Here is a 24,521-nt window from a genome sequence, read left to right as displayed (position 1 = left end):
GCCGTTCGGCTTATGTCCCGTTTTGGCGGTGGTGTGCCGGGCGCCATGCCCACACCCGTGCCCGCCGCACGATCAGAATGCGGTCGGCGCCTCCGACACGACGCGCATGCCGTTGGCGGTCACCTCGCGCACTTCGAACATGCGTTCGATCTCACCATCGCGGTCGAAACGGAACGCCCCGTCGAGCCCGATGAACCCGCCTTCGTCCTCCAGCTTTTCAAGCGGGAAGCGCGTGCCCACGGGCCATTCCTGCGCGATATTGATGGCGAGCAGCACCGCGTCGTAACCCAGCGTGGCGACGCGATAGGGCGCGCTGCCGAAGCGGGAGCGATAGCTGTCGCTGAACCGGCGATAGCGTCCGTCCGAAATCGCGGAGAACCATGCACCGCGCAATGCGCTGCTCTCGGCGATGTCGGCCTCGCCGCTCCACAATTCGGTGCCGAGGAACCGGGCCGAGGCGTTCCGGTCGCGCAGCAGGGGCGCGGCGCGCACCGCCACGCGCGCGCCATCGGCAATCAGCACCGCGCCAAAGCCGCCCTGCGCCGAAAGGCGGTTGGCGGCCGCCGTGATCGAGGTTGCGCTACGGTCGTAGGTTTCGACGCCGGCGATCCGCACGTCGAGATCGCGCGCGGTGCGCACCATCGCCTCCGACGCGCGGCGGCCATATTCGCCCTCGGGTACGAGCGCGGCGAAATCGCGCACGCCTTGCCCGGCGGCATAGCGCATCGTGCGATCGATCGACTGCTCCGGGACCTGTCCCATGATGTAGACGCCGCGGCCCGAGGCCTGGCTGTCGTTCGAAAAGCTGATGATCGGCACGCGCGCAGGGCCGGCGACGCGGGCGATATTGTCGATATTGTCGGAAAGCAGCGGGCCGAGGATGAGCCGGTTACCGTCCGCGATCGCACGCTCCGCCGCGGTGCCGGGCTGGCTCGCCGTGTCGTAGGTGGTGATGCGGATGTTGGACGTATTGGTGTCGAGCAGCGCCATCGTGGTCGCATTGGCGATGGATTGCCCCACCGCGGCATTGTCGCCCGACAATGGCACGAGCAGGGCGACGCGGTGCCGATCCTCGTCCGCGTCGGGGAGGCGTTCGGCACTCGGCCCGGTATCGGCCGGGCGGGGCGGCGGGGGCGGGGCGCGGTCGCTGCCCGGAATGATCCCGGCGCACCCGGCGAGCGCAAGCGCCAGCGCGCCCGTAATCCCGCGACGCACAAACGCCCCGCGGCTCAACGTGCCGGGGCGTTCCCCCGCCTCCGGCTTGTCCGCCAGATTGGCTGCGGCCCGTTCAAACATTGCTTGCAACTCCTCGATATACGCGTGCATCACGGCGCCATGACCGAAAATGCCGTTCCGGGCCAGCACGATGGCGCGCCCCTTGCTCCGGGCCTTTATATTGTCGCCACGCCGATTGGCAATCTTGGCGACATGACAATCCGCGCCGCCGACGTGCTTTCCCGGTGCGATGCCGTCGCGTGCGAGGATACGCGCGTCGCGGGAAAATTGCTCCACCATATCGGGGCGAAGAAACGGCTCGTGCGCTATGACGACCATGCGAGCGAGGAGACGCGCGACTTTCTCCTCGGCCTGATGGCGCAAAGTGCCGTCGCGCTGGTGTCGGACGCGGGGACGCCGCTGATTTCCGATCCGGGCTACCGGCTGGTGCGGGCCGCGCGCGAGGCGGGTCTTGCCATCACCAGCCTGCCGGGGCCGAGCGCGGCTATCGTCGCACTCACCCTGTCGGGCCTGCCGACGGACCGATTCCTGTTCGCCGGGTTCTTTCCGGTCAAGGACAAGGCGCGCGCCGACGTGCTCGCCGAACTGGGCGCGGTGGCAGCGACGCTGGTGTTCTACGAAACCGGGCCGCGCCTCGTTTCGGCGTTGGGTGCGATCGCGGCGATCTGTCCTGAGCGGGAAGTCTCCGTCGCGCGCGAACTGACCAAGAAGTTCGAGGAATGCCGCACCGGGTCCGCCGCCGCGCTCGCCGATCACTACACCGCGCATCCGCCCAAGGGGGAGATCGTGTTGATGGTCGGCCCGCCGGTGGCCGCGGCGGCGCAGGATATCGACATCGACGCCGCCCTTCGCGCCGAAATGGCGCAGCGCAAGCCGAGTCAGGCCGCCGCCCATGTCGCAAAGGCCCACGGCCTCGACCGCAAGGCGCTCTATGCCCGCGCGATGGAACTCAAATCCCCATGAAGCGGCAGATCGCCGAAAAGCGTGGCCGCACGGCAGAGCGCAGCGCCGCGCAATATCTGCAATCGAAAGGGTTTCGCATCCTTGCCGAACGCGTGCGCAATGCGGGCGGCGAAATCGACATCGTCGCACGGCGCGAAACCATGGTCGTCTTTGTCGAGGTGAAATGGCGGGCGCGCGCCGCCGATCTCGACACCGCCATCGATGCACGGCGCCTGTCGCGGGTCAGCGCCGCCGCCGCGATCGCCATGCCCGACTATATGCAGGATGGCGACGATTGCCGGATCGACGTGCTGCTCCTTGCGCCGGGGCACTTGCCGCGCCATCTGGAAAACGCCGGGCAGTTCTGATCTGCCGAAAACACCCGAGAACATGCGGAGAATTGCCCAGTGTCCGAACAATTGCGCGTCGCGGTCCAGATGGATCCGATGGATTCGATCAATATCGCCGGCGACAGCAGCTTTGCCCTGATGATGGCGGCGCAGGCGCGGGGGCATACGCTGTTCCATTACGACGTGCGTTCGTTGAGCTGGCAGGACGGGCGCGTGACCGCCTTCGCCGCGCCGGTGACGGTGCGCGATGTCGCGGGCGATCATTTCGACATGGGCGATCATCGCACGATAGACCTCGGCCGCGATGTCGATCTCGTGCTGATGCGGCAGGATCCGCCGTTCGACATCGGCTATCTCACCGGCACCTGGCTGCTGGAGCGGATTGCGGGGGAGACGCTGGTGGTGAACGACCCGGTTTCGGTGCGCAACGCGCCGGAAAAGGTCTATGTCCTCGATTATGCGCGCTTCATGCCGCCCACGCTCATCACCCGGCGGATCGAGGAGGTGCGGCATTTCCAGGAAAAGCACGGCGCGATCGTGCTCAAACCCCTGCACGGCAACGGGGGGAAGGCGGTGTTTCGCGTCGATGCGGATGGCGCGAACCTGTCCGCGCTGATGGAAATGTTCAACCAGACCTGGCCCGAACCGCACATGGTGCAGCCCTTCCTTCCCGAAGTGGCGAAGGGCGACAAGCGCATCGTGCTGATCGACGGGGAGGTGGCCGGCGCCATCAACCGCAAGCCGGGCGAGCGGGAGTTCCGCTCCAACCTGGCGCAGGGCGGCTTTGCCGAGGCGGCGGAACTGACCCCGCGCGAACGGGAAATCTGCGACGCGATGGGGCCGGACCTGCGCGAAAAGGGGCTGACGTTCGTGGGCATCGACGTGATCGGCGGCGAATGGCTGACCGAGATCAACGTGACCTCGCCCACCGGCATCGTCGCCATCGACCGTTTCAACGGCAGCGATTGCGCCGGCATGATCTGGACCGCGATCGAGCGCCGGATCGCCGCGCGGGCGCAATCCTGATCCGTGCCGTTGCCGATGGGCGGAGCTTTTGCCGCTCTCGCCGGTTGGGTAAGCGATATGGACGTTTCGACATGAACGACGCTTCGGCATTGGCGATGGGGGCATGAGCGACTGGATCGTCTCGATCATCGAGGGTGGCGGCTATGTCGGGATCGCGTTCCTGATGGCGCTGGAGAATATTTTCCCGCCCCTGCCCAGCGAGGTCATCATGGGCGTGGCCGGCGTCGCCGTGGCGGAGGGGCGGATGGCGTTCTGGCCCCTGCTCGCCTGGAGCACATTGGGTGCGACGCTCGGCAATTACGCATGGTTCCTGCTCGGCGACAGGCTGGGATACGAACGCATGCGGCCGTTTGTCGACCGGCATGGCCGCTGGCTCACCATGGACTGGCGACAGGTGGAGGCGACGAGCCGCTTCTTTCGCCGCTGGGGCCAATGGGTCGTGTTCTTCCTGCGCTTTTCGCCGTTGATGCGCACGATCATCTCGCTACCGGCCGGTCTTGCCCACATGGGACACTGGAAATTCCTCATATACACGCTTGCGGGGACGGCGATCTGGAATGCGGCGCTGATCTGGGGGGCGGGATTGATGGCGCGCTGGTTCCGGGAATTCGAACATTACCTGGGCGATGCGGTGCTCGTGCTCGTCGTCGCGATGACGGCGTTCTACATCTACCGCGTGGTCACGTGGAAGGCCGTGGACCACGATCCGGGCGATCCGCCGGCGTGACCGTGTTGATATGGTAGGCCGCCCGGCGTATCGAGGCGGCATGATCCCCGATATCCTCGCCGTGAATACGCAGATCGCATCCGATCTCGTGTCCCGCACCGCCAGCACGGCGCGGGTGCAGCAGATCCTGCAACTGTCGCTGGCGCCGGCGTTCCTGCTGGCTGCGGTGGCGGCGATGCTGAACGTCATGAATCAGCGGCTGACATGGATCGTCGACCGTGTCGAACGGCTCGAACGCAGGGCCGAGCGCGGCGGGCTCGACCGGGAGGTGCAGGAATTGCCCGCCCTCCTGCGGCGTCAGAAATTCGCGCATGTCGCCATTAATTTCAGCACGGGCTCCGCGCTGATGATCTGTATCGTGGTCAGCCTGATGTTCGTGTCGGCCTTCATCCGCCCGCCGCTCGGCACATGGGTTGCGGCGGCGTGGATCGCGGCGATGATGGGCGTGTTCGTGAGCCTGCTCTATTTCCTGCTCGAAACGCAGCTTGCGACCCGCTCTTCACGCGACCGGCGCCGCATCTCGCGCGAATTGCGCCGCCGCGAGGAGGATTAGCCGCTCTCGCGCGGCTGACGCTCGCCGGAGCGTTCGCGCGGGTGCGCCTCCCGGTAGATGTCGAGGATGGTCGCCGCGTCCACCTTGGTATAGATCTGTGTCGAGCCGAGGCTCGCATGGCCGAGCAATTCCTGCAGGCTGCGCAGATCGGCCCCCGCGGCGAGCAGGTGCGTGGCAAAGCTGTGGCGCAGCGCATGGGGCGTGGCCGATGATGGCAGGCCGAGAATCTGCCGCGCAGCCGCCACCGTTTTCTGTACGACACCCTGCGACAGGCGCCCTCCCTTCGCCCCGCGGAACAAGGGATCGCCGGGCCGCGCCAGCCATGGGGAGAGGGCAAGATAGTCAACGACCGCGTCGCGCACGATGGGCATGATGGGCACGACGCGCTGTTTCCGGCCCTTGCCCATGACGGTCAGCGTGTCGCCCGGTGGCCATGCCTCACAATCGAGCGCGAGCGCCTCCCCAATGCGCAGCCCCGCGCCGTAAAGCAGCAGCAGCACGGCCCGGTCGCGTGCACCGATCCAGTCCTCGTCCGAGCCTTGCGCCACCATGTCGGAGACGCCCACCGCCTCGTCCGGGGTGATGGCGCGGGGGATGCCCTTCTTGACCCGCGGCGCGCGCAGGCGGGGCGGCGTTTCATGTTCGATTCCAGTGCGTTGTCGGGCAAAGGCGATAAATGCCTTCAACGCGGAAATCTCCCGCGCCGCCGATGCGTTGGACAATCCGTCGCCGCGCCGCCGTGCCATATGCCCGCGCAGGGTCGCCGCATCGCACCGCGCCAGCTCCGCCCATCCCACATCGCCTCCGAGATAATCGAGCAGGCGTTTCGCCGCGGCCTGATACGCGCGTACGGTATGGGTGGAACGGCGCAGGTTGTGGGTCTGATGCGCGTGCCATTCGGCCAGCAGATCGGCAAAATGCGTCACGATAGCAGCAATTCGGGCTGCACCAGCTCGCCCAGCAGACCGTCGAGCAGGACCATCCCCCGCGGCGTCACGGTAAGCCGCGAGCCATCGAGCGTGACGAAACCGAGATCGCGGTACAGCGCCACCTGCCGCATCGCCACCAGCCCGTCCATCGGCATGCCGAACCGCGCCGAAAGCCGGTCGAGATCGACACCCTCGTCCAGCCGGAGGCCCATCATCAGCGCCTCTGCCGCCTGCTCGCCCGTCGGCAGGGGATGGCTGTCGCAAATGCCGTGACCGTCCCGCCGGACCGCGGTGAGGAAATTCTCCGGCTTGCGGTGTCGCTGCGTCGCCGTGGCGCAACGCAGGCCATGCGCGCCCGGTCCGATCCCCGCATAATCGCCATAGCGCCAGTAGGTGAGATTGTGGCGGCTTTCCCCCCCCGGCCGCGCATGATTGCTCACCTCATAGGCGGGCAGCCCCGCCGCCGCGGTCATCGCGCGCGTCATGGCGAACATCTCGGCGGACAGATCCTCCTCCGGCATGGCGAAGGCGCCTTGGCGCAGGTCGGTGGCGAAGCGGGTGCCCGGCTCGATCGTGAGCTGATACAGCGAAAGATGCCCCGTCCCGAAGCCGAGTGCGCGGGAGAGCATCGCTTGCCATTCCTCCTCCGTCTGACCGGGGAGGGCGTAGATGAGGTCGAAACTGACCCGCTTGAAATGCGCCTGCGCCGTGTCGAGCGCGGCAAGACCCTCCGCCGCGCCGTGCAGTCGTCCCAGGAATTTCAACGCCTTGTCATCCAGACTTTGCAAACCGAGCGAGGTCCGGTTAATCCCCGCCCGCGCCAGATCGGCAAAGCGCGATGCCTCGACCGAGGAGGGATTGGCCTCCAGCGTGATCTCGACATCCTCCGCAAAGGACCAGTGCCGCCCCGCCGCCGCGATCAGCCGCTCGACCAGTTCCGGCGGCATGAGGGACGGGGTGCCGCCCCCGAAAAAGATCGAGGTGAGGGTGCGTTGACCCGTCCGCTCCGCCTCGAACGCCATGTCGGCGAGCAGCGCCGCCTCCCACGCGGCCACGTCCACCGTATCGCGCACATGGCTGTTAAAATCACAGTAGGGGCATTTCTTCGCGCAGAAGGGCCAGTGGATGTAAAGCGCAAGCGTCATGCCGCCATTTCAGCGCCGCATCGCCCGCCAAAGTCAAGCCCGGCGAACGTGCTTCGGGTTCAGGCGCCGAACTGATCCGCGCGCAATTTGGCAAAGGCATGGGCGCGGTGGCTGACCCTGTGTTTTTCCGCCGGGTCGATTTCGGCGAAGGTCCGGTCGCGGCCCGCGGGCACGAAGACGGGATCGTATCCAAAGCCCAGCTGCCCGCGCGGCGGCCATGTCAGCGAACCGTCTACGCGCCCTTCGTACACCGCTTGCCGCCCGTCGGGCCAGGCGATGGCGAGAACGCAGCTGAACCACGCGTCGCGCGCGACGTCCGGCCCGCGCTCGGCCAGCATGCCCTCGACCTTGCCCATCGCCATGTACCAGTCGCGCCCGGCATCGCCCTCGAACCATTGCCGTTCGGCCCAGTCCGCGGTGTAGACGCCCGGCCGCCCGTCCAGCGCGGCAACCGACATGCCGCTGTCATCGGCCAGCGCCGGCAATTGCGAGGATTTTGCCGCCGCATGCGCCTTGATCAGCGCGTTTTCAACGAAGGTCGTCCCCGTCTCCGCCGGCTCCGGCAGGCCGAGCGAGCCTGCCGAAAGACATTTCATCCCATAGGGTTCGAGAAGGGCGGAAATCTCCTTCAGCTTGCCTGCATTATGGGTTGCGATCACCAGCGAACCGGCGCCGAGACGGGGATTGTCACTCATCACATGCGTCCTTTATGCGACGGCCTTTCCCTGCGCGGCGAAGATTTCGCTGCAACCGGTGCGGGCGAGGCGAAGCAGGCGCAGCAGCGCCTCCTCGTCATAGGTCGCGCCCTCCGCGGTGGCCTGTACCTCGGCGATGTGCCCGCCTTCGATGAGGACGAAATTGGCATCGGCGTCGGCGTTGGAATCCTCCGCATAATCGAGGTCGAGCACCGGCGTCCCGTCAAAGATGCCGCAGCTCACCGCCGCGACCTTGCGGGTGAGGGGGTCCTGCTTGATCGCGCCCGCCTCCATCAGGCCTTTCACCGCGAGTTTGAGCGCGACCCATGCGCCCGAAATCGCCGCGGTGCGCGTGCCGCCATCGGCCTGGATCACATCGCAGTCGAGCGTGATCTGCCGTTCACCAAGCAGCTTCAGATCCGTGACGGAACGCAAGGAACGCCCGATAAGCCGTTGAATTTCCTGCGTCCGGCCCGATTGCTTGCCCTTGGCCGCCTCGCGCGATCCGCGGGTGTGGGTGGCGCGGGGCAGCATGGAGTATTCGCCCGTGACCCAACCTTCGCCCTTGCCGCGCAGCCATGGCGGCAGGCGTTCCTCGACACTGGCGGTGCACAGCACGCGTGTATCGCCAAATGCGATCAGGCACGAGCCTTCGGCATGCCTGGTAAAGCCGGTTTCGATCGAGATCGCCCGCATTTCATCGGGGGCGCGGCCGGATGGGCGCATGAATGTGTTCTCCTGTGGTAATTCGCACGCGGTCTTACGGATGGCGCGGCGCGGCGCAAGGGGTTTCGCTCTGGAATCCGGTAAAGCGGCCATCGTCCGCGAGGCCGTTTCACCGGGTGCCATGGCCCGAAACGCTTGAGCATGGGCGCGTTCCACCCTACTTCGAATGCATGACAGCCCCGCCCATCACCGAACTGACCACTCGCGCACGCGAAATCTTTCGCCTGGTGGTCGAGGGATACATCGAAACGGGCGCGCCGGTCGGGTCGAAATTGCTGGCAGGGGCGGATGGGGTCAATCTTTCGCCCGCGTCGATCCGGTCGGTCCTGGCCGATCTGGAACGCGCCGGGCTGTTGTCCGCGCCGCATACCAGCGCGGGGCGGATGCCGACGGAAAGCGGGCTGCGCCTGTTTGTCGATGGCATGATGCAGGTCGCCGAACCGACCGAGCAGGAACGCGCCACGATCGAGCGCGAGCTTGCCAATCCCGGCCCGGTGGAGACGGCGCTTTCGCGGACGAGCGAGGCGTTGTCGAACCTGTCCGCATGCGCCGGCGTGGTCATGGTGCCGCCGCGCGAACCCCGCCTTGACCAGTTCAGCCTCGTGCCGCTGGGGCAGGGGCGCGCGCTTGTCGTGATGGTGGGCGAGGATGGGGGCATCGAGAACCGCGTGATCGAAGTGCCTGCCGGCGCCGGTCCCTCCGCTCTAGAGCAGGCGGCCAATTTAATCAGCGCCCAATTGCAGGGCCGCACCCTGCCCGAAGCGTCGCAGGCCGTGCGCCACGAGCTCGACGCCGACCGGGCGAGCCTCGATGCCGCGGCGCGCGACCTTGCCGAACGGGGCCTTGCGATATTGAGCGAGGATGCCGCGCGGCGCCCGGTGCTGATCGTGCGGGGACAGGCGCGGCTGCTGGACGACGGGGCGGTGGCGGATCTCGAACGGGTGCGCTCGCTTATCGACGACATCGAACGCTCCGAACAGGTGGCGCGCCTGCTCGACAGCGCGCGCGATGCGCAGGCGGCGCGGATTTTCATCGGGTCGGAGAACAAGCTGTTCTCGCTTTCGGGGTCGTCGGTCATCGCTTCGCCCTATCGCGACCGCGAAGGGCGGGTGATCGGCGTGGTGGGGGTCATCGGCCCGACGCGGTTGAATTACGCGCGGCTCGTCCCCATGGTGGATTTCACGGCCCGGTCATTGGGGCATTCGCTGGGCAATCCGCGCGGATGACCAATGGGGCAAGCGCCGGTGCGCGGCGACAATCGCGCCCGGTTTCATCACCGGACAACAGGACATGGAAACGTCAATGAACGACGAAGGCACTCACGACGAAGCGGTGGAACACGAACTGAAAGGCGTGCCCGAAGACATGCTGGACGATGGAACGCCGGAGGAAGAGGGCGAGGCAGGCGGCGGCGACCGCGTCGCGGAACTGGAAAACGAACTCGCCGAGGCGAAGCAGCAGGTGCTCTATGCCCGCGCCGAGACGCAGAACGTGCGGCGCCGCATGGAGAAGGACGTCGCCGATGCCCGCGCCTATGCCGCGACCGGTTTTGCGCGCGACATTCTCTCCGTCTATGACAACATGCAGCGCGCGCTGGAAGCGATCCCGCCCGCCATGCGCGAGGACGAGAAGATGAAGGGTCTCGTCGCCGGGCTGGAGGCGACGGGCCGCGAGCTCGACAAGATTTTCGGGCAGCATGGCATCACCCGCATCGCGGCCAAGGGGCTCCCCCTCGACCCCAATCAGCATCAGGCCATGATCGAGGTTCCGTCGGATGAAGAACCCGGCACGGTGGTGCAGGAAATGCAGAGCGGCTGGATGATCCGCGAGCGTCTTCTTCGCCCCGCCATGGTGGGTGTCGCGAAAAAGCCGGATTGATGTCCTGCGCCCCGATTTCGTTTCTGCCGGAACGGTTCGCGGATTGGATCGTATCATCCAGCAGAATGAAACAGGGGCGGACAAGGGAAGTTTTGCCATGAATACGATGAAGATGATTGCTCTGCCCATGATGGGTGCCGCTGCGCTTTCGATGGGCGGCTGTGCCGACAATTACGCGGTCGAAGGTGCCGGCATCGGCGGCGCGCTCGGCGCGGGCGTCGCGGCCGTGACGGGCGAGGACGTGATTACCTATGCGGCCGTGGGTGCGCTTGCGGGTGGTCTTGCCGGCACGTTCAAGGACAAGAACAACGATTGCAACGGTTTCCGCGACCGCAACGGCAATCGTTACATCGACGAGGATTGCCGGAACGACGATCGCTATCGCAATTATTTTTGATCGCGGTTTTCCCTTCGGTCTTGAAAGGGCGCTGCCTGCAGGCGGCGCCCTTTTTCGTTTGGGGCCGGGGCGGGTGATGCGCGGAGACGCGTCGATATGCGAATGAACACACAGGGGGCAGATATGCGCAAGGGTTTGAAATGGATTTTGGGGATCGTGGCGGCGGTCGGCTTATTGCTGACGCTGGTATCGCTGATCCCGAGCGATCAATGGTTCATTCGTGCGCTCGACATGACGCGGGAACCGGCGATGTGGGCGGCGATCATCCTGGCGATCGTGGCGGTGCTCGTGCTGCGCGCGGGGCGATGGGTCGTAGCGGGCACGTTCGTCGTGATCGCCATCGTTCATCTTCTGCGCATCTGGCCCTATAATGCGCTTGCCGGCACGGATATTGCCCTGGCCGATCCGAACGATGAAAGCGCGCAATGCGTCACCGCGCTCGCCGTCAATGTGAAGGTGAAGAACGACGGCTATGCCGAGGTTATTCGGCAGATCGAGCGTGTTTCGCCCGATCTCCTGCTTTTGATGGAAACCGACGTGACGTGGGAGCGGCAGCTCGACCCCGTGCTTAGCCAGTATGATTACCGGACGCAGGATATTCAGCCGCACGCCTTCGGCATGATCTTCGCATCGCGCATTCCGGTGTCGGGTGCGCGCATGGTGGAGAATACCTCGCGCGATACGCCGACGCTCTACGCCACGGTGGCGCTGCCCAACGGGCGCCGGTTCGATTTCATCGGCCTGCATCCCAAACCGCCCATTCCCGGCATGGATACCGAGGAACGCGACGCCAATATCGTGCGTGCGGGCACGGAAACGCCCAACGGCCTTCCCGACGCGCTGGTCATGGGCGATTTCAACGATGTGCCGTGGTCGGCCACGACGAGCAAGTTTCGCAAGGAAGGCGACTGGCGCGATCCGCGGATCGGGCGCGGCACCTATCCGACCTTTCCGGCGGACATGACCTGGCTCGGCTGGCCGCTCGACCAAGTCATGGTGCGCGGCGACTTGGAATTGCGCGATTTCACCGTGATGCCGAAGAACAGCTCCGATCACCGGGCCGTCCGCACCACCGTGTGTCTCGGCGACCGCAACGCGGGATGATCGCTACTGCGGGGTGAAGGGCAGGATGGTTTCCAGCTGCTCGCGCGGCGGCGCGCCGATCAGCGGGAAACCATGGCGCAGCAGGAACGCGTGGCGCACGATTTCGGCCTGCTGCTCGATCCCGTATTGCGTCAACCTGCGCCCCGGCATCACCGCATAGCCATAGCGGCAAAATGGGTGCCGCATCATCACGAGCCAGTATTTGCCGCGCTGCTGCGATTGCCAGACATGCGTCATTTCATGCAGGAACAGCCCCTTGAGCCAGAGCGAGGCATGGGCGAAATCGTCGCAATAAAGCCGGGTCCGCGCGGGAAAATGGATATGCCCGGTCGGCGCCATCAAGGTGTTGGCGGGTTGGAACGGAAACCATTTTCGCCGCTTGATCCGCACCGGATCCGGGTCGAGCGCGCCGCCGAAGACGGAGGCGACGAGCGCCTTCTCCCCATCGGTCAGGCCGCGCTCCCCGCCCGCGGGACAAGCGCCGGGTGCAGGATGGGGGGCCACAGGATCGGGCGCCGGATTCAGCGCATCGCCTCCATCCCGCCCATCTCGTCGCTATCGCCCAGGCCGCCGGGGCTTTCACCGGGTTTCAGGATGGGGGCGGCGAACGATGCCTTGTCGCCATTGTCGAACGTCACGGTCAGGTCGGCGGTGGTGCGCGCCATGATCGCAGGGTCGAGATCGAAAAGCATCACGTGGTAGCCGCCCTGTTCGAAGGCGACCGTCTGACCCGGTTGTATGGCGATTTCGGTAACCGGCTCCATCGATGACACGCCGCCTTCCTGCATCGTGCGGTGCATTTCGGTGCGGCCGGCGTTCACGATGGACACCGAGGCGATATTGCGTACGCCGTCGCCATTGTTGACCACGTTGAAATAGGCGGCGCCGGGCCGGCCGCTCACGGCGGGGAGGCGGACATAGGCATCGGTGAGCTGAATGCCTTCGGGCGTGTCGGGATCGGTCGCCTCCTCGATCAGTTCGTCGGCGGGCGGCGCCTCCGTCGTGTCGCCGCATGCCGAAAGCATCAGCGCAGCGGGGACGAGCGGGGCAAAAATCGCAAAACGGCGCATGGGTGTGTTTTTCATCCTCGGCATGGCGCGGCCGATACAGGCTGCGCGTTTCTCAACCGTCGATAGGCGTTTTCAAGCCCTTGTTCCATGAAAAACCGCCCCTATATCGCGCCCTGTTACTGAGCCGCGTGGCGGGCTTGCCCGTGTCTGGGGGGCCCCGAATGCGCGGTGTCCAATGTCAAAGAGGTGGGAACACTTAAATGTCTAAAGTTATCGGTATCGACCTTGGCACGACCAACAGCTGCGTTGCGGTGATGGATGGCGACAAGCCGAAGGTTATCGAAAATTCCGAAGGCGCGCGCACGACGCCCTCTATTATCGCCTTCACCAAGGATGGCGAACGCCTCGTCGGGCAGCCGGCCAAGCGCCAGGCCGTCACGAACGGCGACAACACGATTTTCGCGGTGAAGCGCCTCATCGGCCGCCGCTTCGACGACCCGGTGACCAAGAAGGACACCGAGCTCGTCCCCTATTCCATCGTCAAGGGCAAGAACGGCGATGCATGGGTCAATGCCGGCGGCAAGGATTACAGCCCGTCGGAAATCAGTGCCTTCACGCTTCAGAAGATGAAGGAAACGGCCGAGAGCTATCTTGGCGAAACGGTTACGCAGGCGGTCATCACCGTTCCGGCCTACTTCAACGACGCGCAGCGCCAGGCGACCAAGGACGCGGGCCAGATCGCGGGTCTCGAAGTGCTGCGCATCATCAACGAGCCGACGGCGGCGGCGCTGGCCTATGGTCTCGACAAGGCGGACGGCAAGACGATCGCGGTCTATGACCTTGGCGGCGGTACGTTCGACGTGTCGATCCTCGAAATCGGCGATGGCGTGTTCGAGGTGAAGTCCACGAACGGCGACACGTTCCTCGGCGGTGAGGATTTCGATACCGCCGTGGTCGAATATCTCGGCGACAGCTTCAAGAAAGACGAGGGCATCGACCTTCGCGGCGACAAGCTTGCGCTGCAGCGCTTGAAGGAAGCGGCCGAAAAGGCGAAGATCGAGCTGTCCTCGGCGCAGAGCACCGAAGTCAACCTGCCCTTCATCACCGCGGATCAGAACGGTCCGAAGCATCTCGTGAAGACGATCAGCCGGTCCGACCTCGAAAAGATGGTTGGCAATCTCATCGAACGCACGAAGGAGCCGATGAAGAAGGCGCTCGCCGATGCGGGCGTCACGGCCAAGGAGATCGACGAGGTCGTGATGGTCGGCGGCATGACCCGCATGCCCAAGGTGCGCGAGGCGGTGAAGGATTTCTTTGGCAAGGAACCGCACACCGGCGTGAACCCCGACGAAGTCGTCGCGATGGGCGCGGCCATTCAGGCCGGCGTGTTGCAGGGCGATGTTAAGGACGTGCTCCTTCTCGACGTGACGCCGCTGTCGCTCGGGATCGAGACGCTGGGCGGGATCATGACCAAGATGATCGACCGCAACACCACGATCCCGACGAAGAAGAGCCAGGTCTACTCCACCGCGGACGACAACCAGCAGGCCGTGACCATTCGCGTGTTCCAGGGCGAACGCGAGATGGCGAGCGACAACAAGATGCTGGGTCAGTTCGATCTCGTCGGCATTCCGCCCGCACCGCGCGGCGTTCCGCAGATCGAGGTGACGTTCGATATCGACGCCAACGGCATCGTGAACGTGTCGGCCAAGGACAAGGGCACCGGCAAGGAGCAGCAGATCCGCATCCAGGCATCGGGCGGCCTGTCCGACAGCGACATCGAGCAGATGGTGCAGGACGCGGAAAAGTTCGCCGAGGAGGACAAGAAGCGCAAGGAGCAGGCCGAGGCCCGCAACCAGGCCGACAGTCTCGTCCACTCGACCGAACAGCAGCTGTCCGAAAACGGCGACAAGATCGATGCATCGCTCAAGTCCGACATCGAGGCCGCGATCGCCGAGGTGAAGACCGCGCTCGAAGGCGAGGACATCGACGCGATCAAGTCCAAGAGCGAGGCGCTCGCGCAGAAGGCCATGCAGATGGGCCAGGCGATGTACGAGCAGCAGCAGGCCGAAGGCGCGGCAGCGACCGACGGTGCCGCTGAAGGGTCCGAAGCGGGCGGCGCGGAAGAAGACGTCGTCGATGCCGAGTTCTCGGAAGTGAACGAGGACGAAAACAAGGGCTGAAACGCCCGATGAAACCGAGCGCCGCCCGGCCATCGTGCGGGGCGGCGACGGAACACGGGAAGCGGTCGGCGTCAGCGAGAGTTCGCCGCCGGCCGCTTCGACATATTCAGGCCGTGCGCGCGGGCCGGTTCCTCCGGCACGATGACACGCGCGGCGTATCGCAACGGCGGGATGGGCCATGGAAACCGAAATCGACTTTTACGAACTGCTTCAGGTCGAACGAAGCGCGGACGACAAGACGATCAAGTCCGCCTATCGCAAGCTGGCGATGAAATTTCATCCCGATCGCAACCCCGGCGATGCGGAGAGCGAGGCGAAGTTCAAGGCGATCAGCCGCGCCTATGACTGTTTGAAAGATCCGCAGAAACGCGCGGCCTACGACCGTTACGGCCACGCCGCCTTCGAACAGGCGAGCAGTGGCGGCGGCGGCGGGCAGGCCGGATTTTCCGACATCGGCGATATTTTCGAGACCATTTTTGGACAGGGTTTCGGCGGCGGTCGCGGGGCCGGGCCACGCCCGCGCCGGGGCGCCGATCTGCGCTACGACATGGAAATCGCGCTCGAGGACGCGTTTCACGGCAAGGATACCGAGATCACGATCGAGGTATCGCAGGCTTGCGAACCGTGCGAAGGCACCGGCGCCGAACCCGGCACGGGCAAGCGCCGCTGCCCCATGTGCGAAGGTTATGGCAAGGTCCGCGCGCAGCAGGGCTTCTTCATGGTCGAACGCGCCTGTCCGACGTGCCACGGGCGCGGCGAGGTCATCGAAAGCCCGTGCCGCAATTGCGGCGGCGAAGGCCGGGTCGACAAGCCGCAGACGCTGGAGGTCAACATCCCGCCCGGCGTCGAAACGGGCACGCGCATCCGCCTTTCGGGCAAGGGCGAGGCCGGGCCATACGGCGCGCCGCCGGGCGATCTCTACATCTTCCTCCACGTCAAACGCCATTCGGTGTTCGAGCGGGAAGGCACGACCTTGCTGACGCGCGTGCCGATCACCTTCACGACGGCGGCGCTGGGCGGGACGGTCGAATTGCCGGGCATGGACGATGAATGGATCACCGTCACGATCCCCGCCGGGGTGCAGTCGGGCGAGCAATTGCGCAAGCGCGGCGAAGGCATGCCGGTGTTGCAGGGTCGCGGGCGCGGCGATCTGGTCGTGGAGGTAAATGTCGAAACCCCGCGTAAGCTGAGCGCGAAGCAGAAGGAGTTGCTCCGCGAATTTCAGGACACCGAAACCGGCGCCGAATGCCCGGATTCGCGCGGGTTCTTCGAACGTATCCGCGACAGCTTCACAGGCTGATCGCCGGATTTACGTGTCGAATTTGTCGGCGATCTCCGCGCGGAGCCGGGCGATGAGGGCGGGGTTGCAATTGCCGTCCTCATCCTCCTCGTCGAGGATTGCGGCGAATGCGTCGCGCTTCAGATCGCGCAGCATCTGCGGTGGCAATGCGTGCTCCGCGTCCAATGTCGAGGCGGTGATGTCGATCAGGCGGTCGGCGCCCTGAAGCCTGCCCCACAGGTAATCGTTCTCGCGATAGGCGCGGGAAAAGAACGCGCCGAAGCGGTAGAATTCGACGCCGCGCAACGTCTGCGCCGCGCCGCCCGAACGGATCGCATTGGCATCCTCCGGTGAAATCCGGTCCACCTTGATCGGGTCGAATTCGTCGGGCCCGCGCCCGCCCAGGATGGGAAGCGTGGCGATGTCGTAAAAGGGAAAGCCGAGATAGCTCAACAGCAGCGTGCGGCGCACCTCGCGCGGCAATTGCGCCATCGCATCGGCGAGCATGGCGTCGACCTCGGCATCCGTGCGCCTGAGATCGCGCCGGTCGGCGAGCCGGGCCATCGCGCGTTCCGGATGGCGCAGTGCATCGGACGCCAGCGCGGCAAAATCCTCGCCCAGCGTTTCGACCTGCTCCAGCTCGCCATAAAGCGCGAGCGCCTTGAACACGGTGTCGCGCGCGCCCTCGCGCTCCGCCGCGGTGAGCTGCCCGCCGATCCCGCTCTCCCCCACCGGTAGCAGCCGCCGCGCCAGCAAGCGAAGCCGCCGCACGCGGAATGCGATGTCATGGGTGCGGAAGAAGGAGATGGCCGCCTCGCTCGCCCCGCCGCCGTCCGCGGCAAGCCGGTCCAGCCCGGCTGCATCGAAATGACGGGTCAACGCATCGACGATCGCCGCCCTCGGCGGTGCCTCGTCCGGATTGGCGCGGCGGATCGTTTCGGCCAGCGTATCGATGATGCGCGTATATTTCGCCTTGGCATAGCCGTGAAAAGCAAAGCCGGATTGCTTGGCCGCGGCCTGCTGCGCCTTGTTGCGCCATCTGCCGAGGCGCGCGGGCGTCGGGCGGTCGAGGAACAGCGTTCGCCCGAACAGCCGGTCCACTGCGGCCTCTACCTCCGGGCGGAGGGCATCGACGATGGCGCGGGCACGCTCCGCCTCCTCGGAATGTTGCGCGATGCGTTCGATATCGTCGCGGATCGGCTGTTCGCGCGGGATGGAGGATAGCGCGCCGAAGATCGTGCTGAAGAAACCGGTGCTGCGTGGCTCGGCCTTGGCATTGGCATGTTGCGGCGGGTGCGGATCGATATAGACGAAGCGCCGGTCAACCTCCCGCATGGAGGGCCGGTTGTCGAGTGCGCCGATCGCCTCTGCAAACGGGCGTCCGGCAAGCACCGCCCCGTCGATGAGCGCGACCTCCTCGATATCCCCGCTTGCAATATGTTGCGGCATGATGCGCCGCAGGAACCGTTCGCGGCCCGGCCATTCGGCGCCGCGTTCCTGCAACAACGTGTCGATCTCGCCGACGCGCAAGGGTGGGAAGGCGCCGGGAAAGCTGGCCGTGGCGCGCGCGGCGAACACGAGCTCGGGCCGCGCCGCCAAGCGTCCGTCGCCGCTTCGCGCACGGAAAGAAATCGGGAGGCGATGTTCGGCCTCCACCGCGAAATCCGGGCTGTGCAGTTTGAGGACGCTGCGGTGCCCGTGAAAATCGGTCGCGGTGACGAACAGGTCGATCGGATGGCGCGGCGGCAACAGCGGCGGTCCCGCGATCTGCGCATCCATGGCCAGCAGCGCATCGTCGATGAGCCGGGAAAAACCGATGCCCGAAAACGGCGGCGCGAACCAGCGCGAGCGCATGAGCCGCGACAGTTTCTCCCGCAGTTCCGCACGCGTTTCGGGCGCCACGGTGCGGTTGATGGCATTACCCGGCCGTTTCAACGTCCATTTGACCAGCGGCGTCGCCCAGAATTTCGAGAGCCGGTTGCGCGCCATCGCATCCGGCGCGATCAGCAGGTCGCTATCCGCCTTTTCAAGCCAAAGTCGCGTCAACGGATCGAGCGAACGCCCGCTCACGAGCGCCTCTGCGAGGAACACCGCGTTCATTCCCCCCGCGCTCGCCCCGGATAATATGTCGGGCAACACGCGCAGCCGCGTCTCCCCTTTTTCCGCAATCAACGTCAGCAGCCGGTGATAGGCACGCTGCGACCCGGTTTGCGGCCGCTCGTCGAGACGGAACGCGCGGCTCGCCTGCGCCAGTTTCCAGACCTCTTTCGTGATGCCGTGCATGTAGACGGCGAGGCTGACGCCGCCATAGCACACGAGCGCGATCCGCAGTTCCTTTTCCCGCATGGCCACGGTGATGGCAGGCCCGCGCCGCGATGAAAAGACCTGCGTGAAAACGGAGGGTGCGCTTTACCGCAACGTGGTTGTGTTCCCCTCCTGTTCCGGGTAGGCGAGGCCATGGCAAAGACAAAGCGCAAATATGTATGCCAGGCCTGCGGCAGCGTATCGCCCAGATGGCAGGGGCAATGCGGCGATTGCGCCGAATGGAACAGCCTTGTCGAGGAGGCGGCACCGACCGTCTTTTCCGCAAAGCACGACCTTTCGGGCGGGGGGCAGACGATCCGTTTCGTGCCGCTCGACGCGCCGGTCCCGCTCCCGCAACGGCGCCCGACGGGTCTTGCCGAATTCGATCGCGCACTGGGCGGCGGCTTCGTGCCGGGTAGCGCCATATTGATGGGCGGCGATCCGGGCATCGGCAAATCGACCCTGCTGCTACAGACCTGCGCGACGGTGGCGCGCTCGGGCGGGCGCGTCGTCTATATCAGCGGGGAGGAAGTAGCCGGGCAGGTGCGGCTGCGCGCCGAACGGCTCGGTCTTTCGGACGCGCCGGTGAGCCTTGCGGCGACGACATCGGTGCGCGACATCCTGACGACGCTGGGCGATATGGAGCCGCCGGCACTGCTCATCATCGATTCCATACAGACCATGCATTCCGACCAGATCGAGGGCGCACCCGGAACGGTGAGCCAGGTGCGCGGCTGCGCGCTCGAACTCATCCGCTATGCCAAGCGGAACGGGGTGGCGATGGTGCTGGTCGGGCATGTCACCAAGGATGGCAATATCGCCGGACCGCGCGTGCTCGAACACATGGTCGATGTCGTGATGAGCTTCGAAGGCGAGCGTTCGCATCAATATCGCATCCTGCGCGCGTTGAAGAACCGGTTCGGCGCGGTCGATGAAATTGGTGTTTTCTCGATGGAAGGGGCCGGCCTTGTCGAGGTCACGAACCCGTCCATGCTGTTCCTGTCGGGCCGGGACGAGCCGCTCGCGGGAAGTGCGGTGTTCCCCGCGCTCGAAGGGACGCGCCCGGTTCTGGTCGAGATTCAGGCGCTCATCGTGCGGTTGCAGAGCGGGGCGACGCCGCGCCGCGCGGTCGTGGGGTGGGACAACGGGCGCATGGCGATGCTGCTCGCCGTGCTGGAGGCGCGGTGCGGGCTCAATTTCTCCTCGGCGGAGGTTTATCTCAACGTGGCGGGGGGATACCGGCTGACCGATCCGGCGGCGGACCTCGCCGTGGCGGCGGCGCTGGTATCCGCCTTGTCGGAACGGGCGTTGCCCGCCAAATCGGTCTGGTTCGGGGAGGTGTCGCTGGCGGGTGAGATTCGGCCCGTGGCGCATGCGCCGCTGCGTCTTCGCGAATCGGTGAAGCTTGGCTTCGACCGTGCATTCGGGCCAGGTTCGGTGGCGGAAAAGGGCGAAAAGGTTGCGGGCGCGCGCTTTCACCCGATGCGGCAATTGCCAAATCTCGTTGACCATGTGGTGGGGAGCCAATAGCGGATAACGCCATGACGGCATTCGATCTCGTGGTGATTATCATCGTCGGTTTTGCGGCGGTGGGCGGCTTCATGCGCGGGTTCGTGCATGAGATACTGGCGCTTGCCGCGTGGATCGCCGCGATGATCGCGATTTCCGCGCTGCATACGCCGCTGACGCAATGGATGCTGCAGTATATCGACACGCAGGCGAGCGCGGCCGTGCTCGCATTCGCCGTATTGTTGATGGTGCCCTATCTCATCGTGAAGCTGATCGCGCGGTGGGCCGGGTCGCGTGCGCGCAATTCGGTGCTCGGCGCGGTGGACCGGATGCTGGGCCTGGGCTTTGGCATCGTGAAGGGGCTGATCATGGTGGTGCTGGCCTTTTCGGTGCTGGTGCTGGGATATGACACGATCTGGGGTGTGGAGGGGCGGCCCGACTGGATCGCCAAGGCGCGCAGCTATTCCTTCGTCAACGCGGCCAGCATCGCACTGGTCGAGGATATCGAGCAGCGCCGCGCCGCTTTTCGCGAGCAGGCGGACGATGAAGACGGCGAGGACGACATGGAGCGCGTGAGCAGCGAAGTGGACGCCGCGACCCGATGAACGCGCACCGGCTCTATACGCCCGCCGTGCTGGCCGCGGCGACCCGGCTCGCATCCTTTACGCTGGATCTGCGCTTTTCCATTCGCGGGGAGGCCCGTTCGCCCAGCTGCGGCAGCCGGGTCGAGCTGGGCCTGTTGCTCGGCGAGGGCGGCAAGATCGCCGAGGTCGGCATCGCGGCCCATGCCTGCGCCGTGGGGCAGGCGGGCGCGGCGGTCTTTGCCGAGCATGCCGCGGGCCGCGACGCGCAGGACATTGCGGCGGCGAATGCGGCGATGGAGGAATGGGTGCGCCGCGACGGGCCGCAGCCCGAATGGCCGGGGCTCGACCTGATCGCGCCGGCACGCGCCTATCCGGGGCGCCACGGGGCGATGTTGCTGGCGTGGAACGCGGCGGCGAACGCGCTTCGCCCGATGGTTCGCGAAGGGTGAGCGGAATGAAGACGCCGCTCGCGAATGGCGATGAGCCGGCCGTGCCGCTTCCGCCGCCGGCCTTGCGCCTGACTTTTGACGAGGACGCGTTGGCGGCGAACTGGCGCGCGCTGGACCGGTTGTCCGGGCGGGCGACGGCCGGGGCGGCGGTGAAGGCGGACGGCTACGGCACTGGCGCGCGGCGGGCGGCGCGCGTTCTGTGGGAGGCAGGCTGCCGTCAATTCTTCATCGCCCACTGGCAGGAGGCGCCCGATGTCATGGCCTCCGTTCCGGCCGAAGCAGTCTCGGTGCTCCACGGCCCTGCCACGGATGAGGAAGCGCGCTACGCCCGGGCGACCGGATTGCGCCCCGTGCTCAACAGCCTGACGCAGGTCGACCGATGGCTTGCGACCGGCGGCGGGCCATGCGATCTCATGATCGATACGGGGATGAACCGGCTGGGCCTGCGTCCCGACGAATGCGGCGATGCCAGGTTGCAGCAATTGCAGGTCGGCACGCTGATGTCGCATCTCGCCTGCGCCGACGAGGATGTCGCGGCGAATGCGCGGCAGCGCGATGCGTTCGCAGGCCTGCTGCACCGGATCCCGCATCAGCGGGCGAGCCTCGCCAATGGTGCGGGGATCGCATTGGGCGCGGATTACCATTTCGACCTCACCCGGCCCGGCCTTGCGCTTTATGGCGGGGTGCCGCGTCCCGAACTGTCCCCGCATATCCGCCAGGTCGTCACGCCCGAGGCGATGATATTGCAGGCCCGCCATGTCGCCGCGGGCGATACCATCGGCTATAACGCGACGTTCACCGCGCAGCGCAACATGCGCGTGGGCATCGTGTCGCTGGGCTATGCCGATGGGTATCTGCGCTGCTGGAGCGGGAAGGGCGGCTTCGTGTCCGATGGCCGAACGCTCCCGGTTCTGGGCCGCGTGTCGATGGACATGACCGCGATCGACCTCGGCGATAGCGGCATCGGGGAGGGGGACTGGGTCGCGGCGCGTTACGACCTGCCGGAGGCGGCGCGGACCTGCGGCCTGTCGCAATACGAACTGCTCACCGTGTCCGGGCCGCGCCTTCGGGGGTAAGCGGCGCTTGCCCCGTCAATGCTGCGCATGCTAAGAGCGTGTGCAGCAACGTGAAAATCCGCAATCCGGCGGGATCGTTCAGTACTGATGGGCATGGATATGGCGGAAAAGAAGCGCGAAGATGGTGTCATCATCATCAAGAAATACGCCAACCGGCGCCTGTATAACACCGACAGCTCCAGCTATATTACTCTTGATCACCTGTCGAAGATGACGCGCGAAGGGGTCGAGTTTCAGGTCGTCGACGCGAAGAGCGGCAACGACATCACGCATCAGATCCTGACGCAGATCATCATGGACGAAGAGGCCGCCGGCGGATCGCAGATGTTGCCGGTGAGTTTCCTGCGCGACCTGATTTCGATGTACGGCAATTCGATGCAGTCGATGATCCCGCATTATCTCGAAATGTCGATGCAGCATTTTCGCGAAAACCAGATGAAGATGCGCAAGACGTTCGAGGAAAGCCTCGGCTCCAATCCGCTGGCCAAGCTGGCGCAGCAGAACATGGCGATGTTCACCGCCGCGACCAATGCGTTCATGCCCGGCGCCGCGCAGCCCGGCGGAGCGCCACAGGGCGAGGACCGGCCCGACGGCGACGCGAGCGCGACGACCGACGAGGGCAAGGAGGCGGAGCTTGAAACCCTGCGCCAGCAAATGGCCGAGATGCAAAACCAGCTGAACAAGCTCATCAAATAGCACGCCACGCTTGGCAAATGGAGCGCTTGGGAATAGGGCGTTCCCGACAGGGGTGCGGCAGGACAGCCGTCACCCCTTTATTGATATGCTCTATACCCGAGGTACGCAGTGGCCGCCAAGACCGACGCCCAATTTCCGACGATTCGCCATGCGCTGGACATCAAGCGCGAGGACGATTTCGCCGCCTGGTACCAGGCGGTCGTGTCCCAGGCGGATCTGGCCGAGGAATCGGGCGTGCGCGGGTGCATGATCATCAAGCCGTGGGGCTGGGGCATCTGGGAACGGATTCAGCGGCTTCTGGACGAGCAGATCAAGCTGACCGGTCATGACAATTGCTATTTCCCGATCTTCATTCCCCTCTCCTATTTCGGGAAAGAGGCGGAGCATGTCGAGGGTTTCGCCAAGGAAATGGCCGTCGTCACCCATCACCGGTTGAAGGCGGAGGACGGCAAGCTCGTCGTCGATCCCGATGCCGAGCTTGAGGAACCGCTCGTCGTGCGGCCGACGTCGGAAACGGTAATCGGTCACGCGATGCACCGTTGGGTGCAGAGCTGGCGCGATCTTCCGCTGAAGATCAACCAGTGGGCCAATGTCGTGCGCTGGGAAATGCGCACGCGCATGTTCCTGCGCACGAGCGAATTCCTGTGGCAGGAAGGGCATACCGCCCACGCCGACAAGGCCGACGCCATGGACGAGACGCTTAAAATGCTCGAAGTCTATCGCGCCTTTGCCGAGGACGTGCTGGCCATGCCGGTGATCGCGGGCGAAAAGCCGGAGAACGAGCGTTTTCCCGGCGCCGATGCGACCTTCAGTATCGAGGCGATGATGCAGGACGGCAAGGCATTGCAGGCGGGCACCTCCCATTACCTCGGCACGACCTTCGCCGAGGCCGCCGACATCCGTTACCAGGACAGCGAGGGGCAGCAGCAGCTTTGCCACACGACGAGCTGGGGCGTGTCCACCCGCATGATCGGCGGCGTCATCATGACCCATGGCGACGATGACGGGCTGGCCGTGCCGCCGCGCGTCGCCCCGCATCAGATCGTCATCCTGCCCTTGCTGCGCGGCAAGGACGAGGACGCCGACATCATCAACTATTGCGAGGAAGTGCGCACCGCGCTCATCGGGCAGGACGTGTTCCGCGAGCCGATCCGCGTGCTGGTCGATCGCAAGCCCGGCAAGACGGCGGTGAAACGCTGGGGCTGGGTGCGCAAGGGTGCGCCCGTCATCATCGAGGTCGGCCCCCGCGACATGGAGGGCGAAAAGCTTTCGGTCCTGCGCCGCGACGCGCTGTGGCGCGAGGATGATGGAAAGCCCGATTTCGCCCTGCAGGACCGCCACGATTTCGTGTTCTGCGCCGGCGGTATCCTCGCGGAGATTCAGCAGACCCTGTTCGAGCGCGCCCGCGAACGGCGCGATGCCGCGATCCGTTACGACGTCACCGATTTCGAGACGCTGGCCGATCATTTCCGCGAAAGCGAGACGAAGCCGGGCTGGGTCGCGGTGCCGTGGTCGCGTCCGACCGGTGCCGCGCTCGACGCGATTGTGGAAAAGCTGAAAACGCTGAAGATCACGATTCGCAATTCCGCGCTTGATGCCGACGTGCCCGATGCGCCGTGCTTCTTTACCGGGGATAAGGCGGTCGAGACGATCTACATCGGCCGCACCTACTAGGCGGGTTTGGCGCGCGGGCGATCGCCTGCTCTTGCCGCAGGGCAAATTG

At 65.6% G+C, this 24,521-nt stretch carries 25 protein-coding genes; 17 read left to right on the top strand and 8 right to left on the bottom strand.

What is annotated here, in order from left to right; all coding sequences use genetic code 11:
* Positions 1-72: 72 nt before the first annotated feature.
* Complete coding sequence (locus JD971_RS16070) at positions 73-1,296, bottom strand: penicillin-binding protein activator (RefSeq protein WP_202084949.1); 1,224 nt, start codon at positions 1,294-1,296, stop codon at positions 73-75.
* Positions 1,297-1,335: 39 nt separating this feature from the next.
* On the opposite strand from JD971_RS16070, the gene rsmI reads away from it, so the two are divergent.
* From rsmI to JD971_RS16045, 5 genes are all read left to right on the top strand, one after another.
* Positions 1,336-2,199, top strand: coding sequence for a 16S rRNA (cytidine(1402)-2'-O)-methyltransferase (gene rsmI, locus JD971_RS16065; RefSeq protein WP_202084948.1), 864 nt, complete (start codon positions 1,336-1,338; stop codon positions 2,197-2,199).
* Complete coding sequence (locus JD971_RS16060; RefSeq protein WP_202084947.1) at positions 2,196-2,546, top strand: YraN family protein; 351 nt, start codon at positions 2,196-2,198, stop codon at positions 2,544-2,546. The genes rsmI and JD971_RS16060 overlap by 4 nt, the downstream gene beginning before the upstream one ends.
* Before the next feature lie 39 nt (positions 2,547-2,585).
* Positions 2,586-3,554: a glutathione synthase gene (gshB, locus tag JD971_RS16055; protein WP_256435268.1), complete on the top strand. Its 969-nt coding sequence runs from the start codon at positions 2,586-2,588 to the stop codon at positions 3,552-3,554.
* Positions 3,555-3,657: 103 nt separating this feature from the next.
* A complete protein-coding gene (locus JD971_RS16050; RefSeq protein ID WP_202084946.1) occupies positions 3,658-4,281 on the top strand; it encodes a DedA family protein in 624 nt (207 codons plus the stop codon).
* A 40-nt stretch (positions 4,282-4,321) separates the two neighbouring features.
* The gene (locus tag JD971_RS16045) at positions 4,322-4,834 is read left to right on the top strand and encodes a DUF2721 domain-containing protein (RefSeq protein WP_202084945.1); all 513 of its coding nucleotides are present in this window, start codon (positions 4,322-4,324) and stop codon (positions 4,832-4,834) included.
* On the opposite strand, the gene JD971_RS16040 is transcribed toward JD971_RS16045, so the two are convergent.
* The 4 genes from JD971_RS16040 to rph are packed head-to-tail and all read right to left on the bottom strand — an operon-like array spanning position 4,831 to position 8,329.
* Complete coding sequence (locus JD971_RS16040) at positions 4,831-5,760, bottom strand: tyrosine recombinase XerC (protein ID WP_202084943.1); 930 nt, start codon at positions 5,758-5,760, stop codon at positions 4,831-4,833. The genes JD971_RS16045 and JD971_RS16040 overlap by 4 nt on opposite strands.
* The gene (gene hemW, locus JD971_RS16035; RefSeq protein WP_202084941.1) at positions 5,757-6,908 is read right to left on the bottom strand and encodes a radical SAM family heme chaperone HemW; all 1,152 of its coding nucleotides are present in this window, start codon (positions 6,906-6,908) and stop codon (positions 5,757-5,759) included. The genes JD971_RS16040 and hemW overlap by 4 nt, the downstream gene beginning before the upstream one ends.
* 59 nt (positions 6,909-6,967) lie before the next feature.
* Positions 6,968-7,603, bottom strand: a complete 636-nt coding sequence (gene rdgB / locus JD971_RS16030) for an RdgB/HAM1 family non-canonical purine NTP pyrophosphatase (RefSeq protein WP_202084939.1) — start codon at positions 7,601-7,603, stop codon at positions 6,968-6,970.
* 12 nt (positions 7,604-7,615) lie between these two features.
* Positions 7,616-8,329, bottom strand: coding sequence for a ribonuclease PH (rph, locus tag JD971_RS16025; protein ID WP_202084937.1), 714 nt, complete (start codon positions 8,327-8,329; stop codon positions 7,616-7,618).
* Between the two features lie 170 nt (positions 8,330-8,499).
* Here rph and hrcA point away from each other — a divergent pair, with 170 nt between their 5' ends.
* From hrcA to JD971_RS16005, 4 genes are all read left to right on the top strand, one after another.
* The gene (hrcA, locus tag JD971_RS16020) at positions 8,500-9,555 is read left to right on the top strand and encodes a heat-inducible transcriptional repressor HrcA (RefSeq protein ID WP_202084936.1); all 1,056 of its coding nucleotides are present in this window, start codon (positions 8,500-8,502) and stop codon (positions 9,553-9,555) included.
* Positions 9,556-9,631: 76 nt separating this feature from the next.
* Entirely contained in the window at positions 9,632-10,207 is a 576-nt protein-coding gene (locus tag JD971_RS16015; protein WP_202084935.1) for a nucleotide exchange factor GrpE, read from the top strand.
* Between the two features lie 127 nt (positions 10,208-10,334).
* Positions 10,335-10,604: a glycine zipper domain-containing protein gene (locus JD971_RS16010; RefSeq protein ID WP_236672155.1), complete on the top strand. Its 270-nt coding sequence runs from the start codon at positions 10,335-10,337 to the stop codon at positions 10,602-10,604.
* A 156-nt stretch (positions 10,605-10,760) separates the two neighbouring features.
* On the top strand, positions 10,761-11,708 hold the full coding sequence (locus tag JD971_RS16005) for an endonuclease/exonuclease/phosphatase family protein (RefSeq protein ID WP_202084933.1): 948 nt from the start codon (positions 10,761-10,763) through the stop codon (positions 11,706-11,708).
* A 3-nt stretch (positions 11,709-11,711) separates the two neighbouring features.
* Here the strand turns inward: JD971_RS16005 and JD971_RS16000 are convergent, their stop codons facing one another.
* Complete coding sequence (locus JD971_RS16000) at positions 11,712-12,212, bottom strand: vgr related protein (protein WP_202084932.1); 501 nt, start codon at positions 12,210-12,212, stop codon at positions 11,712-11,714.
* A gap of 17 nt (positions 12,213-12,229) precedes the next feature.
* Entirely contained in the window at positions 12,230-12,793 is a 564-nt protein-coding gene (locus tag JD971_RS15995) for a copper chaperone PCu(A)C (protein ID WP_202084931.1), read from the bottom strand.
* Positions 12,794-12,978: 185 nt separating this feature from the next.
* On the opposite strand from JD971_RS15995, the gene dnaK reads away from it, so the two are divergent.
* Both dnaK and dnaJ read left to right on the top strand, forming a co-directional pair.
* Positions 12,979-14,901 carry a molecular chaperone DnaK gene (gene dnaK / locus JD971_RS15990; RefSeq protein ID WP_202084930.1) on the top strand — a complete coding sequence of 641 codons (1,923 nt, stop codon included), beginning with the start codon at positions 12,979-12,981 and terminating at the stop codon, positions 14,899-14,901.
* A gap of 178 nt (positions 14,902-15,079) precedes the next feature.
* The gene (dnaJ, locus tag JD971_RS15985; RefSeq protein ID WP_202084927.1) at positions 15,080-16,201 is read left to right on the top strand and encodes a molecular chaperone DnaJ; all 1,122 of its coding nucleotides are present in this window, start codon (positions 15,080-15,082) and stop codon (positions 16,199-16,201) included.
* Between the two features lie 9 nt (positions 16,202-16,210).
* Here dnaJ and JD971_RS15980 read toward each other — a convergent pair whose 3' ends face one another.
* On the bottom strand, positions 16,211-18,526 hold the full coding sequence (locus tag JD971_RS15980; RefSeq protein WP_202084925.1) for a patatin-like protein: 2,316 nt from the start codon (positions 18,524-18,526) through the stop codon (positions 16,211-16,213).
* 111 nt (positions 18,527-18,637) lie between these two features.
* On the opposite strand from JD971_RS15980, the gene radA reads away from it, so the two are divergent.
* The 6 genes from radA to proS all read left to right on the top strand — a co-directional run bounded on the left by radA (position 18,638) and on the right by proS (position 24,472).
* Positions 18,638-20,014 (top strand): DNA repair protein RadA, encoded by a 1,377-nt coding sequence (gene radA, locus JD971_RS15975; RefSeq protein ID WP_202084923.1) that lies wholly within the window; start codon positions 18,638-18,640, stop codon positions 20,012-20,014.
* 11 nt (positions 20,015-20,025) lie between these two features.
* Entirely contained in the window at positions 20,026-20,598 is a 573-nt protein-coding gene (locus JD971_RS15970) for a CvpA family protein (RefSeq protein WP_202084921.1), read from the top strand.
* A complete protein-coding gene (locus JD971_RS15965; protein ID WP_236672154.1) occupies positions 20,595-21,026 on the top strand; it encodes an iron-sulfur cluster assembly scaffold protein in 432 nt (143 codons plus the stop codon). The genes JD971_RS15970 and JD971_RS15965 overlap by 4 nt, the downstream gene beginning before the upstream one ends.
* Positions 21,027-21,031: 5 nt before the next feature.
* Positions 21,032-22,102, top strand: a complete 1,071-nt coding sequence (gene alr, locus JD971_RS15960; RefSeq protein WP_202084919.1) for an alanine racemase — start codon at positions 21,032-21,034, stop codon at positions 22,100-22,102.
* 99 nt (positions 22,103-22,201) lie between these two features.
* The gene (gene phaR / locus JD971_RS15955; RefSeq protein WP_202087793.1) at positions 22,202-22,798 is read left to right on the top strand and encodes a polyhydroxyalkanoate synthesis repressor PhaR; all 597 of its coding nucleotides are present in this window, start codon (positions 22,202-22,204) and stop codon (positions 22,796-22,798) included.
* A 141-nt stretch (positions 22,799-22,939) separates the two neighbouring features.
* On the top strand, positions 22,940-24,472 hold the full coding sequence (proS, locus tag JD971_RS15950; RefSeq protein WP_202087786.1) for a proline--tRNA ligase: 1,533 nt from the start codon (positions 22,940-22,942) through the stop codon (positions 24,470-24,472).
* Positions 24,473-24,521 lie beyond the last annotated feature (49 nt).

The organism is Croceicoccus sp. YJ47 (assembly GCF_016745095.1).
Taxonomy (GTDB): Bacteria; Pseudomonadota; Alphaproteobacteria; order Sphingomonadales; family Sphingomonadaceae; genus Croceicoccus.
Note: the sequence above shows the minus strand (reverse complement) of the source record. Positions and strands in the feature narration are given on the sequence as shown.

What these genes read in the sequence shown, in the direction of transcription:
- JD971_RS16070 (WP_202084949.1), bottom strand. Translation starts at nt 1,296, where the DNA reads ATGTTTGAACGGGCCGCAGCCAATCTGGCGGACAAGCCGGAGGCGGGG.
- rsmI (WP_202084948.1), top strand. Translation starts at nt 1,336, where the DNA reads ATGACCGAAAATGCCGTTCCGGGCCAGCACGATGGCGCGCCCCTTGCT.
- JD971_RS16060 (WP_202084947.1), top strand. Translation starts at nt 2,196, where the DNA reads ATGAAGCGGCAGATCGCCGAAAAGCGTGGCCGCACGGCAGAGCGCAGC.
- JD971_RS16050 (WP_202084946.1), top strand. Translation starts at nt 3,658, where the DNA reads ATGAGCGACTGGATCGTCTCGATCATCGAGGGTGGCGGCTATGTCGGG.
- JD971_RS16045 (WP_202084945.1), top strand. Translation starts at nt 4,322, where the DNA reads ATGATCCCCGATATCCTCGCCGTGAATACGCAGATCGCATCCGATCTC.
- hemW (WP_202084941.1), bottom strand. Translation starts at nt 6,908, where the DNA reads ATGACGCTTGCGCTTTACATCCACTGGCCCTTCTGCGCGAAGAAATGC.
- rdgB (WP_202084939.1), bottom strand. Translation starts at nt 7,603, where the DNA reads ATGAGTGACAATCCCCGTCTCGGCGCCGGTTCGCTGGTGATCGCAACC.
- rph (WP_202084937.1), bottom strand. Translation starts at nt 8,329, where the DNA reads ATGCGCCCATCCGGCCGCGCCCCCGATGAAATGCGGGCGATCTCGATC.
- hrcA (WP_202084936.1), top strand. Translation starts at nt 8,500, where the DNA reads ATGACAGCCCCGCCCATCACCGAACTGACCACTCGCGCACGCGAAATC.
- JD971_RS16015 (WP_202084935.1), top strand. Translation starts at nt 9,632, where the DNA reads ATGAACGACGAAGGCACTCACGACGAAGCGGTGGAACACGAACTGAAA.
- JD971_RS16010 (WP_236672155.1), top strand. Translation starts at nt 10,335, where the DNA reads ATGATGGGTGCCGCTGCGCTTTCGATGGGCGGCTGTGCCGACAATTAC.
- JD971_RS15995 (WP_202084931.1), bottom strand. Translation starts at nt 12,793, where the DNA reads ATGAAAAACACACCCATGCGCCGTTTTGCGATTTTTGCCCCGCTCGTC.
- dnaK (WP_202084930.1), top strand. Translation starts at nt 12,979, where the DNA reads ATGTCTAAAGTTATCGGTATCGACCTTGGCACGACCAACAGCTGCGTT.
- dnaJ (WP_202084927.1), top strand. Translation starts at nt 15,080, where the DNA reads ATGGAAACCGAAATCGACTTTTACGAACTGCTTCAGGTCGAACGAAGC.
- JD971_RS15980 (WP_202084925.1), bottom strand. Translation starts at nt 18,526, where the DNA reads ATGCGGGAAAAGGAACTGCGGATCGCGCTCGTGTGCTATGGCGGCGTC.
- radA (WP_202084923.1), top strand. Translation starts at nt 18,638, where the DNA reads ATGGCAAAGACAAAGCGCAAATATGTATGCCAGGCCTGCGGCAGCGTA.
- JD971_RS15970 (WP_202084921.1), top strand. Translation starts at nt 20,026, where the DNA reads ATGACGGCATTCGATCTCGTGGTGATTATCATCGTCGGTTTTGCGGCG.
- JD971_RS15965 (WP_236672154.1), top strand. Translation starts at nt 20,595, where the DNA reads ATGAACGCGCACCGGCTCTATACGCCCGCCGTGCTGGCCGCGGCGACC.
- alr (WP_202084919.1), top strand. Translation starts at nt 21,032, where the DNA reads ATGAAGACGCCGCTCGCGAATGGCGATGAGCCGGCCGTGCCGCTTCCG.
- phaR (WP_202087793.1), top strand. Translation starts at nt 22,202, where the DNA reads ATGGCGGAAAAGAAGCGCGAAGATGGTGTCATCATCATCAAGAAATAC.